Source organism: Rhodococcus sp. ZPP (assembly GCF_017656075.1).
GTDB lineage: Bacteria > Actinomycetota > Actinomycetes > Mycobacteriales > Mycobacteriaceae > Rhodococcus_F > Rhodococcus_F oxybenzonivorans.
This window is the reverse complement of the sequence record NZ_CP058638.1, coordinates 4536164-4551135: the sequence shown is the minus strand read 5'-3', so window position 1 is coordinate 4551135 and position 14972 is coordinate 4536164. Positions and strand designations below refer to the sequence as shown.

Genomic DNA, 14972 nt, shown 5'->3' with positions numbered 1-14972 from the left:
CGGTGTGGGTCGGCATCACCCCGGCGGGTAATGCCCATATGTGCTGTCAGTGTTTACTTTTCGAGTCGAAGAGGGATGCTGGACCAACCGGTGCGCAGCGCTCTGCCCGACGTCTCGGCGGGTCCGGCGAGCGTGATGGAACGGGTGCCCGCGAGAAGCTGCGTTCCGAACGCGAGAAGTTCCTGCCGCGCGATGGGCGCACCCACGCACATGTGCGGACCGAATCCGAACGTCAGGTGCTGGTTGCGGTCGCGATCGAACCGGACCCGGTGCGGATCGGCGAATCGTTCCGCGTCGCGGTTGGCTGAGGCGACGTTGATCGCGACGAGCTCGTTTGCCGGGACTGCGGTGCCGGCAATCGTGACATCGGCGGTGGTTCGACGAACGGTCTGATGCAGCGGCGGCCCGAGGCGCAGCACTTCCTCGATGGCAGCGGGTAACAGATCCGGCTCGGCCCGCAGGCGGGCCTGGTCGTCGGGGTTCGTGGCCAGGTAGTGCGCCAATGATCCCATCGCCGAGCTCGTGGTATCTGCGCCCGCGGCGAAGATCTGGGTCCCGAACGAGAGCACCTGTTCAGGTGAGATCGGTTCACCGTCGGGTCGCAGTTCGAGGATCCCACTCATCACATCCTGCTCGGGGTCCCTCGGATGCTCGGTGCGATCGGCGATCAGGGTGTTCACTGCGTCGTCCCACAACGTCGCCTGCAGGGCGCCGAAGGCACTGATCTCGTGGCGTAGAGCATCGGCGCGGTCGAGGGTGGCAGCGAGTTCGACCCATCCCTCGTCGCTCAGTCCGAGCAACACCGAAAGCACTTGCGGCGGAACAGTACGCGCGACGGACCGGTAGATGTCCCCTTCTCCTGCTTCGATAAGCGGGGTGAGTTGCTCGGCCACGATGTGGTCGATATCCGGTGACAGTCGCGCGACCCGGTCGGGTCGGAAGTACTTGTTGAGGAAGGTTCGGTAGAAGGTGTGTTCCGGCGGATTCGTTGCGATGGGTATCGGCCGATTCGGCGACGGGTACTCGACGAAGGGGCGCCCACTCGCGAAGTTCTTCCAGTCCCGGCTGGCCTTCGAGGCGTCGGCGAAGGTCAGCACACTCCAGAATCCCTCGAAGTCGTCACTGTGTACGACCGGAGAAGACGCACGCAGTCGGTCGTACTCGCTGTACAGGTCGGATGCGGTGCTTGGTCGATAAGACGCGGCTGAATTCACATTGTTGCGCGCGCCCGTATTCGTAGTCGTCATGGTGTACCTCTCGGCAGATCGATCCCGCTGAATTAGAGGATTCCGCGGTATCCCACGGGGAAGAGAATTGGTTCCCGCAACATCGAATCGGAGTGACACCCCGATCGGTTCGGCTACCGTCGAATGTAATCTTTGCCATACAAATCGGCAATACCCTGGCGTGAATCAGTTCGCCTGGGGCGCTTGCGGCTACGCGTGACGGCATGCCCTCTTTCGCCTCGGCTTCCTGACTTACCGATGACGAGTGAGTGCGGGCCAGTCACGGCGAGAGCGGCCGACTGATGAGGCCGGCGGGCACGACGCCGCCACGCTCGCGCTGACCGGGGCGGGATGGCTATCTGATGAGGTTGATCAGCTCGAGCCCGTTCCCATCCAGGCATTTCGGAGGAGCTCGCCCAGTTCCGTGCGGGACACGGGGTGCGGGTTCGAGGCGGGAACTACGGGCAGGATCAGATCGGTGGCCTCGTCGAGGTCGCCCTCGGACAGCCCGACGTCGCGTAGCGCGGTGGGCGCCTCAACAGATTTCAGCAGGGCGCGCAGGCCGTCCACCGCGTCGGTCGCGCCGAGTGCGGCTGCCGTCCGTGTTGCCGCGGCCTGCGCATAGGGTGCGTTGAAGGCTAGGACGTGGGGCAGGACGATGGTGTGCGTTTGGGCGTGAGGCAGGTCGAACCGACCGCCGAGCACGTGGCAGATCTTGTGGTGCAGACCCGATCCCGCGCTGGCGAAGGCGACCGCAGCGAGATAGGCGCCGTAGAGTGCGTGCTCGCGTCCGGCGAGGGATTCGGGTCGGTCGGCAACCTCGGGAAGGGCATCGGCGAGGGCGCGGATCGCCTCGGTGGCGAGCGCGGTGTTGATCGGATTCGCGCGCGGCGCCCAAAGTGAGTCGACGCAGTGCGCGAGGGCGTTGCAGGCGCTGGCGACACTTAGCTCACGTGGGAGAGATCGGGTGAGTTCCGCGTCGTAGACGACGGTGTGGGGAAGGACGCGGTCGTCCTGGCCGGTCGTCTTGCGGGCTGCCTCGGTGATTCCCCAGACATTCGTCGCTTCCGAGCCTGCGTAGGTGGTCGGGACGGCAATGATCGGCAGTCCGGTGGTCAATGCGACGGCTTTGGCCAGTCCGGTCGTCGACCCGCCGCCGATGCTGATGAGCAGATCGGCACCGTGCTCTCGGACGATGCTGCGAGCCTGTTCTGCTTGCTCGACGGGCACGTGGGGGCGCACGTCGTCGAATCGCACCGCGACATCGAGGCCGCCGAGGACTGCGCCGACGAGCGACCGATCGCCTCGAGCGGCCACGACCATGGGCGTGGATGCGCTCAAATCATAGGTGGCCGAACGTAAATGGTTCGCCGCCTGACCTGAACCGAACATCACGCGCTGGCCGAGGGTGCGGTGGTCGAATATCGGTATCTCGTTCATGAGGTTTCCTCGCGGACTCGTCGCGGGCCGAATGGGCCGACGTTATGTTCACTGGTCGGATTCGAGGGCGGCGAGCGCTGTGGTGGCGGCGGTACGCACGTGGGCCGCGCACAGTGCGGCGGCGCGGGAGGCGTCGCGTTCCTTGATCGCCCGGACGACGCCGCGCAACTCGGCGACCGCCTGCTCAGAGCGGCCGGATGTGGACAATGACGTCGCCCGCAGGATCCGGACTCGTGCCTGAATGCCCTCGATGAGCTGCTTGAGAGAGCTGCTGGCAGCGCCCTCGACGAGGACGGTGTAGAACTCGTCCTTGGCCGCGAGGATGCTACGGATCTCCCCGCCGGCGGCGGTCACCTCGGCGAAGTGTTCCACCGCCGCCTCGAGCCGCATGACTTGGGACGGTGTGGCTCGTTCGACGAACCGGGTCACGATGATCGATTCGAGTGCGGCACGAACCTCGTAGAGATCGGCGGCTTCACTGACCGTGGGCGCGCTCACCATGGCCCCGCGCTGGGGCACCACGGTAACCAGGCCCTCGGATGTCAATTCCCGCAATGCTTCTCGGACGGTGGTGCGTGAGACGCCGAGTTGCTCGACGAGTTCTCGCTCGATCAACCGTTGACCTGGGCGGAGCCGGAAGTCGAGGATTGCTTCGCGCAGCGCCGCGATGACCTGCTCCCGAAGAGGGGCGGCCGCCTTCCCTACCGGACTCGTTGCCCAGACACCGGCCGTCTCCGTCGCCATCGGATCAGTGTACTTTTTGTACGTTGGTCATACAATTTCCGGGGTTGCCGACTGTTCGACCCACCGGGCGATCTCAGTGTGGTCCGCCCCGGAATCGAGCGTCTCCGACGCTTGGCTCCACAGCGAGACCGCGTGCTCGCCGAGGAGGCTGGGCTGGCCGAGATGCCGCGCCAAATCGGTGGCAATGCGCATATCCTTGAGCATCAGGTTCAGCGCGAAGCCGGAATCGTACGTCTTCGGCACAATGAAGTTCGGCCACTTGTTCTCGGTCGATCCGCTACGTCCGCTCGAGCCGTTGATGACGGTGAGCATGACTTCCGGGTCGAGACCGAATCGCTCCCCCACGAGGATCGCCTCGCTGGTCACCATCAGATGAGTAGCCGAGAGCAGGTTGTTGAGCGCCTTCAGCGCGTGTCCGGCGCCGATATCGCCGACGCGGACGGGTCGGCCCAGAAGTTCCAGGATCGGCAGCGCAGCGGAGACAACGGACGGCGTGCCGCCGACCATGATGGTCAGAGTGCCGTTGACGGCACCTTTCACTCCGCCGGAAACCGGGGCGTCGACCAGGTCCACGCCCCGTTCGTCGGCGATGCGCCGGGCGAGTGCCCGGGTGCGCATCGGCTCGGACGAGCTCATGTCGACCACGACCGCGCCGGGCCGTAGCACCGCGGCGAGTCCGTCGTCGAGGACCGACTCCACCACTGCAGAGCTCGGCAGCATCAGGATTGTCACGTCGGCGTCCGACGCGGCCGCGGCTGCCGTGTCCGCCGCCACGCCGCCGTGTTCCGTAAAGCGTTGTACCGCTGTCTCGCACAGATCGAAGCCGATCACTCGGTGACCTGCCTCGAGTAGGCGGCCCGCCATGGGGGCGCCCATGTTTCCGAGCCCCACGAACGCGACCGTGGCGGTCGACGACAGGTCGTGAGTCGGCAGATCAACACCGGCAGCAGTGTCAGACATCGGCGCGCAGCTCCTTCAGGGTCGCCTCGGCGATGCGGAAGGATTCGAGTGCGGCAGGAACACCCACGTACACCGCGGCCTGGAGGAGAACCTCCTGAATCTCTTCGTCGGTGCAGCCGTTGGTCACTGCCCCACGCACGTGCACCGCGAGTTCGTGAGAGCGGTTGAGGGCAGTCAGCATAGCCAGGTTGAGCAGGCTGCGGGTCCGGGGAGGCAGTCCGTCGCGGGTCCACACGGTGCCCCAGCAGTACTCGGTGACGAGTTCCTGGATGGGACGGGAGAACTCGGTGACGTTGCTCAGAGAGCGCTCGACATGCGCGGCTCCGAGGACCGCCTTGCGCATGGCAATGCCATCTTCGTAGGTCTCCTTGTGCGTCCGACTGGTGGTCATGGATTACTCCCTCTCGTTCAGATTGTATGACGATAATTGTGATAACGCTGCAGACTTTGCCGATCGTCCCGTGATCAGGCATGTAGCAAGCCGGAAAAGCGGCTGACCCGGTCGAGTCAAGGTCATTCAGACGACGTGGCTGTCCAACATCAAGCCACGTGGTGCCACCTTTCGATGTCACCACTTCAGTCTCCCCTCAGAACTAGACTCATGTCAAGTATTGCGGTGACTCGCGTCACTCGGTACGGTAGCTTCAACGCGGCAGATTGTCGTACATATTTTCCTCCACGGGCTCACCACGATGCGTCGCATCGTCGCCGGATATGAGCGGAACACCAGGCTGCCCACTGCAGAAGGAACGGAAGAAGACATGACTGAACAGACGGTGCTCATCGCAGGCGCCGGCCCGGTCGGGATTCTCAATGCCCTGGGACTCGCGCGGGCGGGAATCTCCGTCACCGTGCTCGAGCGGGGCAGCGAGGTAGTGCAATCACCGCGCGCCATGGTTTATCACTGGTCCGTGCTCGACGGACTCGAGCGACTCGGGCTGTTCGACGCGGCCGCCGCTCGGGGGTTCCTCAAACAGGGGTACACCTACCGTGTCCATGCCACCGGCGAGCAGGTGTCCTTCGGACTCGACGCACTCGAGGGCAGGGTTGCGCACCCCTACAACCTGCATCTCGGGCAGAACGCTCTCGTCGAACTTGCACTCGAGGAGCTTTCGGCGTTTCCGCACGCGAAGGTGTTGTGGAACACCGAGGTTCACTCAGTTGATCAAGATGACAACGTTGTGCGGGTGAGGACCATCTCGGACGGCGATCCCCTCGTCTTGACCGCACAGTGGCTGATCGGCGCCGACGGGGCACGCAGCACGGTCCGTGAGTCGGTCGGTATCGCATTCGACGGACACACGTGGCCCGAGCGGTTCGTGGCCACCAACATCCGCATCGATCTCGAAGCTCACGGCTGGCCCCTGACGACCATGCTGATCGACGATCGGTACGGAGCGATCATCTCCAAGATCGACACCACCAACCTCTGGCGGTTCACCTACTGTGAAGACGAGGCCTTGCCGGTCGAGACAGTGCTCGACCGCATGCCCGAGTACTTCGAGGCAGTCTTTCCCGGCATCGACGACATCGAGCTGGTCGCCTTCTCCCCCTATCGGATGCACCAGCGCGCCGCCGCGACATTCCGCGTCGGCAGGGTGCTGCTCGCGGGGGACGCCGCCCACGCAACAAACCCGACCGGTGGCCTGGGGCTGACATCGGGGTTGTTCGACACGTACGTCCTCTACGAGGCCTTGGCCGCGGTGATCGACGGTCGAGTGTCCGACGCGGTGCTCGACGAGTACGCCCGCCTTCGCCGGGAGGTGTTCGTCGACAAGGTCAGTCCCGCGGCGTCGGCGAACAAGAAGCTCGTGTACCACTCCTCGAACGGTGCGGCGTTCGACGAGGCGATGGCCGAACTGCGGCAACTGTCGTCCGACCCGGACGCCTTGTTCGAGCGGTTGATGTTTCCCAAGTCCCTCGAGACTCCGTCACTGGTTGCAGAGGTGCACGCATGAAGGTTCTGAATCAGCGGGTGGCGGTCGTGACGGGCGCGGCGAGCGGGATCGGACTCGCCTTGACCCGCCGCCTGGCCGCCGAGGGAATGCACCTCGTGCTTGCCGATGTGGAACCAGATGCCCTCGAACAGGCCACGGCCCTGGTACGGGCCGACGGCGCGGAAGCCATCGGAGTGCGCACGGATGTTCGCGACCTCGGTGCCGTGCAGGAGTTGGCCGCGCGCACTATCGAAGAGTTCGGTGCGGTGCATCTGGTGTGCAACAACGCCGGCGTCGAAACCGGTGGGTCTTTCCTGGAAATCCCCGACGGTGCGTGGCAATGGGTGATGGACGTCAACTTCTACGGTGTACTCCACGGCTGCCGGGTGTTCCTTCCGCTCCTTGCCCAACATCCACAGGCACATATCGTCAACACCGCCTCGGTCGCCGCATTCACCAGCGGCACAGCAACGATGACCCCGTACTGCGTTTCCAAATCTGCCATCCTGAGCCTGACGGAATCCCTGGCCGTCGAACTGCACACCGCGGGCAGCACTGTGGGGATCTCGCTGCTCGCACCCGGCCCGGTGAAGACCCGGATGCCCGATGCGGAACGGAACATGCCCGATGGCCTCGAACCCGCCCGGGAACCACATCGAGTCGCGCTCATGGAGGAACTGCGGACCAAGGCCCAGCAGGCGGGACTCGAGCCGGCCGAAGTCGCCGACATGACTGTGCAAGCGATCCGGGACAACCAGTTCTTCGTGCTTCCGCATCGCGAGATGGCACTTGCGGGTGTACGCCGGCGTCTGCAGTGGATGGAGACCGGCGAGCTGCCGGCACCCCGCAAGGCCGGTACCTGAGGCCGTCCCGGCCCGCGTCCCACCATATCTGAGAACCGAGGACCCATGACTACTGCCGTAACCCATGCTCCAAGTTCGGATTACGACCCGTTCGATGCCGAAGTCTTGCAGGATGTCCATGTGCATGACGGTCTGCTGCGTGAGGTCGCGCCTGTCGTGCACATCGACAAGTACGATTTCTACGCGGTGACCCGCCACGCCGAAATTCAGAAGGCGTTGCGTGACTGGCGCACGTTTTCCTCGACGGATCGGCCGTTCTACCAGCCGAACCCGTTCCGGCCCAATGCACCACTGATGCAAGACCCTCCCGATCACACGCAAACCAAGTCGGTGATGATGCGAATCTTCTCCAAGGAGAACATGGCGAAGATGCAGGCGTACTTCGCCGAATCGGCCTCACATCTGGTGGACGACCTTGTCAGCGGTGGTGTGGTGGACCTCGATGGATACCGTGACGTTGCCGCCCGGTACGTGCTGCAGGTCTTTCCCGATGTTCTCGGATTGCCCACGGAGGGCAGGGAACTGCTGTTGAAGTTCGGTGATGCGGTGTTCAACGCGTTCGGCCCACAAAACGAGCATCACCACGCCAAGATGCGCAGCGGGGCCCCGGCACTCGGATGGGTCGAGGAAAATATGAAGCGGGAACTGCAGAGTGACGGCGGAATAGGATGGCAGCTCTACGCTGCCGCGGACGAGGGTGTGATCAGCGAGACCGAGGCCGAACAGCTTCTCAAAGCCGTTTTCGGTGCCGGCTTCGACACCACGATCTTCGGGATCTCCGGCATGCTGCGGGCGTTCGCCGACAATCCGGAGCAGTGGCAGTTGCTGCGCGCCCGGCCTGATCTGGTCGAGTCCGCGTTCGAGGAGGCGCTGCGCCTGTACCCGCCGTCCCGATTCGGTGGCCGGGTCGCGCTCCGGGACACCGAACTCGGAGGAATCACCATCCCCGCCGGAACCAAGCTGCTGCTGATGTGGCTCGGCGCCGGACGGGATCCCCGCAAGTGGACCGACCCGGGCCAGTTCCGGATCGACCGCCACGACGCCGGAAGCCACCTGTCCTTCGGCTTCGGCATCCACACCTGCGCCGGGCAGGCCGTCGCACGGTTGGAAGCGAAAAGCCTGCTCAGCGCGTTGGTCGACCGTGTCGAGCGGATCGAACTCACCGGTGAGCCCCGCCGCGCGATCAACTTCCAGGCGTTCGGGCACGAATCGATTCCGATCCGCCTCGTTCCGGCCGGTTGAGCCGATGACCGCCACCACACAATCGGCGCACTCGGCCCCGCATCGCAGCACACCTGCCGCGTGGTTGCGGCGTGGGGAGTTCTGGGTGCATACCGGCACCGGCACCACACGGTGTGCCTCGTACGTCCGCTGGGAAGCGCCCGGAACCGAAACCGGTGAGCTGCCGGTCGTGCTCGTGCACGGCGGTGGTGGTCAGTCGCTCGACTGGACCACCACACCGAATGGTGAACCCGGGTGGGCACCGTTACTCGTCGAGGCCGGTCACCCGGTGTATCTACCGGATCGCCCTGCACATGGCCGCTCCCCCTACCGTCCTGAAGTTCACGGCGACCTGATGCCGGCGGCCACACCCGCCGACGTGCAGCGACTGTTCGCTCCAGGACCGAACGACAGCCGGCACCGGGCGCACACCGAGTGGCCCTGGACGCGAGAATCGGGGTCCACCCAGTTCGACGCTGTCGCATCCGCAGTGCAGCCCCCTCCACGAAGCCTGGCCAATGGGCACCGGCTCGACGGTGACATGCTCGTCGCGCTACTCGAGCGCATCGGACCAGTCGTGGTGATCACCCATTCCGCCGGCGCACCCGCCGGCTGGATCGCCACGCAGCGCCGGCCGGACCTGGTCGCAGCCCTGGTGGCCGTCGAACCTCTCGGTCCGCCCATCCGCGATCTCGGAGATCGAGGCCGACTCGCGTATGGATTGACCGCGGTCCCGCTCGACAACCGATTGCGCACCGACTCGGTCGATCCGGCGCGACCGCAACGACTGCTCGGACTCGCCTCGACACCGATCGCCGTGGTAACCGCCGATGCCTCGGGCCGTCACGACGATGATCTCGCCACGGTGACGTTTTTGCAGGCCGCGGGCGTCCGCGTCGAGCACCTCGTACTCGCCGATCTCGGGTTGCCAGGTCACGGGCACGGCCTCATCTTCGAGCGCGGCCACGATCGCACACTGTCGATCGTCCGGGACTGGTTGTCCACCAGCATCACTCGTAGCACCCCTCCTGCCGAAGGACTGTCATGACCGTATCCACCGCACTGCGTATGTGGGCGCTCGACGCACCGACAATGGATCTCGATGCCGGAGATCTGGTCGTCGGTGCCGAAGGCATGATCACCTTTCCACTCCCGGCGTTCCTGATCGAACATCAGCGTGGACTGATCCTCTTCGACACCAGTTTCGCGCCGGTGCTCAACGACGACCCGCGCGCCTATTTCGGTGACCTGGCCGAGACCCTCAATATCGTCACGAACCCGGAACAACGCATAGACCGTCAACTCGGAAAGCTGGGCTTCCGTACGGAGGACGTCACGCATGTCGTCCTCTCGCACACCCACTCCGACCACGCCGGCGGCCTGTACCTGTTTCCGCAGGCGAAGTTCTTCGTCGGCCCTGGAGAGTTCGACTGGGCGGCCAACCCGAGCGCCATGCAAGCCCATCTCATGCGGCCCGAAGACCTGGTGCCGACCCGTGAGTTCGACTGGACGACGATCCGGACGGCACAGCACGATCTGCTCGGCGACGGGTCCGTCCAGATCCTGCACACGCCCGGCCACACCCCGGGAGAGCTGTCCTGCGTGGTGAACCTGCCCTCGCAGTCCATCGTTCTGACCGGTGACACCGTCCACCTGCGAGAAGGTCTCGACCGAGAGGCACCCGACCCTCACGACTGGGATCCGGTGGCCGGGCGCGAGAGCATCCGCGCCCTCAAACGACTGCGCGACGACGAAGGTGCCCGCATCTGGATCGCGCACGACCCCCAGGACTGGTCCGCATTCGGTGGGCCACTCGTCGCCCAGGAGTGACCCGAATGATCCTCGTCGATTACCGCTGTGACGCGTGCGCCGTCACCACCGAAACGCTCACCTGCACCCCTGTCCCGCCACACCGGCCATGCCCGCGCTGCGGGGGCGACGCGCACCGCCGCTACGGCGCTGCCGGACTCACCGGACGTGCCACCGCACCGGCCGCCGGCAGTACCGCGTGTGTCGACAACCCCGATGTCCCCGGACTCTGCCACGTCGGCCCGGCCGCCAAACGCACCCTCATCGCACGTCACCGCGGCGACACCGACACGCTCGCGCACGAGCAACAGCGGCAACGCGCGGAATACGAACGGTCCGGACCTCCGGATTCGGGCCAGATCCGCGGCCACAGCCACTCGGCCCCCACACGAAGCGGAGTGGTCTCATGACATCGAACCCTCATCTGCGCGGCGACCTGCTGCCGCACGGAGTCCGTGACCTGGGGCAGGCACCGCTGGTGGTGTATGCCGTGCACGGTCGAGGTCAACAGCCGGGTTTCATGGCTGAGGTCGCGAACAGGATCGCCAGGCCGGAAACGGCGTACCTGCTGCCCAGCGCGGACGGCAGCAGCTGGTATCCCGAAAGCTTCCTGAAGCCGCACGAAGACAACGAACCGTTGCTCGGCCACGCCCTCGACGCCGTCGACACCCACCTGTCCCGGATCTCGGATCAGGGAGTGCCCGCAGAACGCACCGTGCTCATGGGTTTCTCGCAAGGGGCGTGCCTGCTTGCGGAATACCTGCTACGTACCGGTCGCCGCTTCGCCGGTGCGGCCCTGCTCACCGGCGGCTACCTCGGCCCCGAGGAGAAGTCCTGGTCCGCGGGCGGTAAGTCCTTCGACGGGATGCCGGTGCTGCTGGCCACGTCGGCGGGCGACGAATTCGTGCCATTGGCAAGGGTGCATGCCACCACCGAATCGTTCGTCGAACTCGGCGCCTCGGTACGCCTGCATGTCGACGACGACCCCGAGCACCACGTCAACGACGACGTCATCGATCACACCCGAAAACTGTTCGACACCATCACCAAAGGAGATAACCCATGGCCTACGTAGAAGGCTCACACCATGTCACCCTGTCCGTCGGCAAGGCCCAGGACGACGTCGATTTCCACGTGAAAACCCTCGGCATGCGCTTCATCAAGCGGACCGTCCTCTTCGACGGCAGCAAGCCGATCTACCACCTGTACTACTCGAACGCCACTGGCGATCCGTCCTCGGTGGTCACCACCTTCCCCTGGGCGCAGGCCGGGCTCTACGGCAAGCGTGGAACCAACCAGGCCCGCGAAGTACTGCTGTCGGTTCCTGCCGGCTCACTCGACTACTGGCACGGCCGCCTCACCGAGCACAAGGTCGAGGTAGACAACCTCGATGTCTTCGACCGGCGCCGACTCGCCTTCCGGCACCCCAGCGGCATCGAGTACCAGTTCGTCGAGAACGACAACGACGAGCGCGAGGGATACGCCGGCAACGGTGTGCCGCAGCAGTATGCAATTCACGGCATCCACGGCGTCGGCATCCACGTCACCACCCCGGAACGGATGGTCGATTTCGCCAACGACACCTTCTTCTCCCAAGGCAAGATCGCCGAGGAAGGCGACCGGGCAACCTTCCAGGTCGGTAACGCGAAGCACGGCAACTACATCGAACTGACCGCGAACATCAGCGAGGACCAGGGAACCTGGCACTACGGTTCGGGCACCTACCACCACTTCGCGTGGAACCTCGACACCCTCGCCAATCAGGACGAGGTGAAGTTCGGGATGGAAGGCGCCGGGTACACCGACATCTCCGAGCTGAAGGACCGTAAGTACTTCAAGAGTGTCTACGTGCGGACGCCCGGTGGAGCCCTGTTCGAGCTCGCCGTCACCCACGAGGACGGCGGCTGGACGTGTGACGAATCGCCGCAGGAACTCGGCAACAAGTTCATGCTGCCGAGCCAGTTCGAGAACCGTCGCGGGGAAATCTTCGAACAGCTCGAGCACATCGAGGTATAGATTGTGACCCGAACACTGGCGTCGGCCGCTGCCTCCATGCAGACAGCGGCCGGCCCCGGCCACCCCCCAGCCGGACTCACCTGGCGTATCAAACAGAGTCTCCTCAGCTACCTGTCGGGCTTGCCCGACGGTGGGCACGCTGCTTCCGGCGGTGCATACCTCAGCGAGAGCAGTTTCTTCACCTTCCCCCCACACACCGACGAGCAGACAGTTGCGGGTGAACTCCGGTTCCGCGGGGCAATTCACCTCAGCGGCCACGCCGGCCTACTGCAGGTTCTCATTGCCGACCCACACCTGATCCTGGGTGATGCCGGAGCCCTCCTCACGGTCGCGAACCGCATCGATGCGCCGGAGGGTTCCGAGCGAATCCCTCTCGCCGAGCTCGAGATCAACGACTCCTACAGCACACAGCAAGGCCTGGTACTGCCTTTCATCATTGCCGAACTCACCGCAGCAGGATGCGACCTCTTCGGTGGCCACTACCCGGCCGGTGAACCCCTCGACCCCATCTTCGTATTCGCTCCTCAGCCCAATCTCCGCAGCACCTGGCAGCGGCACTGACCACATCGCACTGCCCTCAGAGCTGAGCCGTTCCCGACCATCAAACAGATCTGTCAGTTCATTTGCGTTCGAACACTGGTATTCGGCCAACGCGACCGCATAGCAACTCGGAGGACCCTCCTATGCATTTAACAGTGACCGCTTCCGACGCCGACGCTCATGACCTCGAACGCCGCCAGGAACTGACGGTGGCAGGAAAAGAGGTGGTGGCGGAAGGTGTCATCCGCCTGACCCTCACATCACCGGACGGTTCTCCTCTGCCTGCGTGGACCCCAGGCGCTCATCTCGACCTCGTTCTCGGTGACGGACTCGTGCGGCAATACTCGTTGTGCGGTGATCCCGCCGACCGCACCCGCTATCGGGTGGGAGTGCTCCGCGAACCAGACAGTCGAGGTGGTTCCCGTTACGTCCACGACACCCTCACCGTCGGCGATGCCGTGGTGGTTCGAGGCCCTCGCAACCACTTCCCGCTCACCGATGCGAAGGAATACGTGTTCGTCGCGGGTGGCATCGGTATCACCCCGTTGATACCGATGCTGGCCACGGCGGCAGCACGCGAAGTCCCGTTCCGCCTGGTCTACGGCGGTCGGACCCGGTCCTCGATGGCGTTCGTCGACGAGCTGCGGAAACTCTATGCGGACCGCGTCGAGGTAATCCCTCAGGATGAATTCGGGCATCTTGATCTCGCCACCGTCATCGGTGACCAACGTGACGGTGTCGCGGTGTTCACCTGCGGACCGGGACCGCTGCTCGATGCGATCGACAAACACTGCAGTGCATGGACTCCCGGAGCACTGCACATGGAGCGATTCCGACCCAAGGAGTTGCCGGCCGGCACCGTGGATACGGAATTTACTGTCGAGTTGGCGCAGACCGGTGTGACGGTGACCGTGCCCACCGACCGATCGATTCTCGACGTCGTCGAAGAGGCCGGTGTGACCGTTCTGTCCTCGTGTCGCGAAGGCACCTGCGGCACCTGCGAGACCCCGATCCTCGAGGGTGTGGCCGACCATCGGGATTCGTTGCTCACTCAGGAGGAGAAAGACGCCAACGAGACGATGTTCATCTGCGTCTCACGCTCCTGCTCGAAGCGGATCGTCCTCGATCTCTAACGCCCCGCCGGAAATCGGCACGCTAAACCTGACACGACACGAAAGATTACTGGAGGACTTGCCGTGAAGAATGAAAGTTGGATCGTGGACCGGGCGTCGACGGGCACATACGATCCCAGCTGTTTTCGCCTGATCGAAGGCCCGATCCCCGCCGCTCCAGACGGCAAGATCGTGGTCCGAACGCTGCTGATGTCACTCGACCCGACGAATCTCAATTGGCTCAAACTCGATCCTCAACTACAGGCGATACCGTTCGGTGTCGGAGATCCGATGATCGGTGTTTCCATCGGTGTCGTCATCGAATCCCGCGCGCCTTCACACGCCGTCGGTGACGTCGTGACGGGAATGTGGGGTTGGCGACGATTCGACGTCGTCGATCCCCTCTTCGTGCGTCCCGCGAAACCTGCTATGGAAATGTCGTTCGAGCAACAATTGGCGATCTTCTCGCACGTCGGGCGCGCGGCAGCCGGCGGCATGACTCTCATCGGTGAAGTGAAGCCGACCGATGCGGTGTTGGTGTCCGGGGCAGCCGGGGCCACCGGCTCGCTGGCCGCCCAAATCGCGAAGGCGCAGGGCTGCCGAGTAGTAGGCATCGCCGGTGGACCAAACAAGTGTGAGTTCCTTCTGGAAGAGTTGAAACTCGACGGTGCAATTGACTACAAGAAAGAAGATCTTCGCGAGGCTATCCACCGGCACTTTCCGGACGGTATCGACCTGTTCTTCGACAACGTGGGCGGAGAAGGAATCGACGCCGTCCTCACAAACATGGCAGTAGGATGCCGGATTGTCGTGTGCGGAGCCATGTCCCAGTACGACATCAGCGAAAAGTCCAATCTCTATGGCGTAAAGAACCTCCCGATGCTCATCTTCCGCAGCGCACGCCTTCAAGGCTTCGTTGCAGATTTCGGTCCACGCAACCAAATCGTCGACGAACTGCTCGACGACCTTGCACAGCGAGGACAGTTGGTTGCGCGCACACATGTCATCGACGGCTTCGAGAAGATTCCCGACGCGTTGACTCTCCTACTCAACGGGAAGAACCAAGGAAAACTGGTGGCGCAGGTCTAACTCGATCGCACAGCA

At 64.2% G+C, this 14972-nt stretch carries 16 protein-coding genes; 11 read left to right on the top strand and 5 right to left on the bottom strand.

The window, feature by feature from the left end; all coding sequences use genetic code 11:
* Nucleotides 1-53 precede the first annotated feature (53 nt).
* From HYG77_RS21265 to HYG77_RS21245, 5 genes are all read right to left on the bottom strand, one after another.
* On the bottom strand, nucleotides 54-1247 hold the full coding sequence (locus HYG77_RS21265; protein WP_208960503.1) for a cytochrome P450: 1194 nt from the start codon (nucleotides 1245-1247) through the stop codon (nucleotides 54-56).
* Between the two features lie 351 nt (nucleotides 1248-1598).
* Nucleotides 1599-2666: a maleylacetate reductase gene (locus HYG77_RS21260; protein ID WP_208960502.1), complete on the bottom strand. Its 1068-nt coding sequence runs from the start codon at nucleotides 2664-2666 to the stop codon at nucleotides 1599-1601.
* A 48-nt stretch (nucleotides 2667-2714) separates the two neighbouring features.
* Complete coding sequence (locus HYG77_RS21255; protein ID WP_208960501.1) at nucleotides 2715-3410, bottom strand: GntR family transcriptional regulator; 696 nt, start codon at nucleotides 3408-3410, stop codon at nucleotides 2715-2717.
* A 27-nt stretch (nucleotides 3411-3437) separates the two neighbouring features.
* The gene (locus tag HYG77_RS21250) at nucleotides 3438-4370 is read right to left on the bottom strand and encodes an NAD(P)-dependent oxidoreductase (RefSeq protein ID WP_208960500.1); all 933 of its coding nucleotides are present in this window, start codon (nucleotides 4368-4370) and stop codon (nucleotides 3438-3440) included.
* Nucleotides 4363-4761 carry a carboxymuconolactone decarboxylase family protein gene (locus HYG77_RS21245; RefSeq protein WP_159924374.1) on the bottom strand — a complete coding sequence of 133 codons (399 nt, stop codon included), beginning with the start codon at nucleotides 4759-4761 and terminating at the stop codon, nucleotides 4363-4365. The genes HYG77_RS21250 and HYG77_RS21245 overlap by 8 nt, the downstream gene beginning before the upstream one ends.
* A gap of 370 nt (nucleotides 4762-5131) precedes the next feature.
* On the opposite strand from HYG77_RS21245, the gene HYG77_RS21240 reads away from it, so the two are divergent.
* From HYG77_RS21240 to HYG77_RS21190, 11 genes are all read left to right on the top strand, one after another.
* Nucleotides 5132-6328: an NAD(P)/FAD-dependent oxidoreductase gene (locus HYG77_RS21240; protein WP_208960499.1), complete on the top strand. Its 1197-nt coding sequence runs from the start codon at nucleotides 5132-5134 to the stop codon at nucleotides 6326-6328.
* The gene (locus HYG77_RS21235; RefSeq protein ID WP_208960498.1) at nucleotides 6325-7170 is read left to right on the top strand and encodes an SDR family NAD(P)-dependent oxidoreductase; all 846 of its coding nucleotides are present in this window, start codon (nucleotides 6325-6327) and stop codon (nucleotides 7168-7170) included. Before HYG77_RS21240 ends, HYG77_RS21235 begins: the two co-directional genes overlap by 4 nt.
* Before the next feature lie 45 nt (nucleotides 7171-7215).
* On the top strand, nucleotides 7216-8412 hold the full coding sequence (locus tag HYG77_RS21230; protein WP_208960497.1) for a cytochrome P450: 1197 nt from the start codon (nucleotides 7216-7218) through the stop codon (nucleotides 8410-8412).
* Nucleotides 8413-8416: 4 nt separating this feature from the next.
* Nucleotides 8417-9439, top strand: coding sequence for an alpha/beta fold hydrolase (locus tag HYG77_RS21225; protein WP_208960496.1), 1023 nt, complete (start codon nucleotides 8417-8419; stop codon nucleotides 9437-9439).
* Nucleotides 9436-10221 carry an N-acyl homoserine lactonase family protein gene (locus HYG77_RS21220; RefSeq protein WP_244372998.1) on the top strand — a complete coding sequence of 262 codons (786 nt, stop codon included), beginning with the start codon at nucleotides 9436-9438 and terminating at the stop codon, nucleotides 10219-10221. Before HYG77_RS21225 ends, HYG77_RS21220 begins: the two co-directional genes overlap by 4 nt.
* 5 nt (nucleotides 10222-10226) lie before the next feature.
* Nucleotides 10227-10610: a zinc ribbon domain-containing protein gene (locus tag HYG77_RS21215; RefSeq protein WP_208960495.1), complete on the top strand. Its 384-nt coding sequence runs from the start codon at nucleotides 10227-10229 to the stop codon at nucleotides 10608-10610.
* Nucleotides 10607-11275: a phospholipase gene (locus HYG77_RS21210; RefSeq protein ID WP_208960494.1), complete on the top strand. Its 669-nt coding sequence runs from the start codon at nucleotides 10607-10609 to the stop codon at nucleotides 11273-11275. The genes HYG77_RS21215 and HYG77_RS21210 overlap by 4 nt, the downstream gene beginning before the upstream one ends.
* Nucleotides 11263-12216, top strand: coding sequence for a VOC family protein (locus HYG77_RS21205; RefSeq protein ID WP_208960493.1), 954 nt, complete (start codon nucleotides 11263-11265; stop codon nucleotides 12214-12216). The genes HYG77_RS21210 and HYG77_RS21205 overlap by 13 nt, the downstream gene beginning before the upstream one ends.
* Before the next feature lie 3 nt (nucleotides 12217-12219).
* Entirely contained in the window at nucleotides 12220-12777 is a 558-nt protein-coding gene (locus HYG77_RS21200) for an HtaA domain-containing protein (RefSeq protein ID WP_208960492.1), read from the top strand.
* 122 nt (nucleotides 12778-12899) lie between these two features.
* Nucleotides 12900-13889, top strand: coding sequence for a PDR/VanB family oxidoreductase (locus HYG77_RS21195; RefSeq protein WP_208960491.1), 990 nt, complete (start codon nucleotides 12900-12902; stop codon nucleotides 13887-13889).
* 63 nt (nucleotides 13890-13952) lie between these two features.
* Entirely contained in the window at nucleotides 13953-14957 is a 1005-nt protein-coding gene (locus HYG77_RS21190; RefSeq protein WP_208960490.1) for an NADP-dependent oxidoreductase, read from the top strand.
* The last annotated feature ends 15 nt before the right edge of the window (nucleotides 14958-14972 follow it).

Excerpts from the sequence above, each read along its gene's own strand:
- HYG77_RS21255 (WP_208960501.1), bottom strand. The coding sequence starts at position 3,410 with ATGGCGACGGAGACGGCCGGTGTCTGGGCAACGAGTCCGGTAGGGAAG.
- HYG77_RS21265 (WP_208960503.1), bottom strand. The coding sequence starts at position 1,247 with ATGACGACTACGAATACGGGCGCGCGCAACAATGTGAATTCAGCCGCG.
- HYG77_RS21250 (WP_208960500.1), bottom strand. The coding sequence starts at position 4,370 with ATGTCTGACACTGCTGCCGGTGTTGATCTGCCGACTCACGACCTGTCG.
- HYG77_RS21235 (WP_208960498.1), top strand. The coding sequence starts at position 6,325 with ATGAAGGTTCTGAATCAGCGGGTGGCGGTCGTGACGGGCGCGGCGAGC.
- HYG77_RS21245 (WP_159924374.1), bottom strand. The coding sequence starts at position 4,761 with ATGACCACCAGTCGGACGCACAAGGAGACCTACGAAGATGGCATTGCC.
- HYG77_RS21210 (WP_208960494.1), top strand. The coding sequence starts at position 10,607 with ATGACATCGAACCCTCATCTGCGCGGCGACCTGCTGCCGCACGGAGTC.
- HYG77_RS21220 (WP_244372998.1), top strand. The coding sequence starts at position 9,436 with ATGACCGTATCCACCGCACTGCGTATGTGGGCGCTCGACGCACCGACA.
- HYG77_RS21230 (WP_208960497.1), top strand. The coding sequence starts at position 7,216 with ATGACTACTGCCGTAACCCATGCTCCAAGTTCGGATTACGACCCGTTC.
- HYG77_RS21240 (WP_208960499.1), top strand. The coding sequence starts at position 5,132 with ATGACTGAACAGACGGTGCTCATCGCAGGCGCCGGCCCGGTCGGGATT.
- HYG77_RS21195 (WP_208960491.1), top strand. The coding sequence starts at position 12,900 with ATGCATTTAACAGTGACCGCTTCCGACGCCGACGCTCATGACCTCGAA.
- HYG77_RS21260 (WP_208960502.1), bottom strand. The coding sequence starts at position 2,666 with ATGAACGAGATACCGATATTCGACCACCGCACCCTCGGCCAGCGCGTG.
- HYG77_RS21225 (WP_208960496.1), top strand. The coding sequence starts at position 8,417 with ATGACCGCCACCACACAATCGGCGCACTCGGCCCCGCATCGCAGCACA.
- HYG77_RS21215 (WP_208960495.1), top strand. The coding sequence starts at position 10,227 with ATGATCCTCGTCGATTACCGCTGTGACGCGTGCGCCGTCACCACCGAA.
- HYG77_RS21205 (WP_208960493.1), top strand. The coding sequence starts at position 11,263 with ATGGCCTACGTAGAAGGCTCACACCATGTCACCCTGTCCGTCGGCAAG.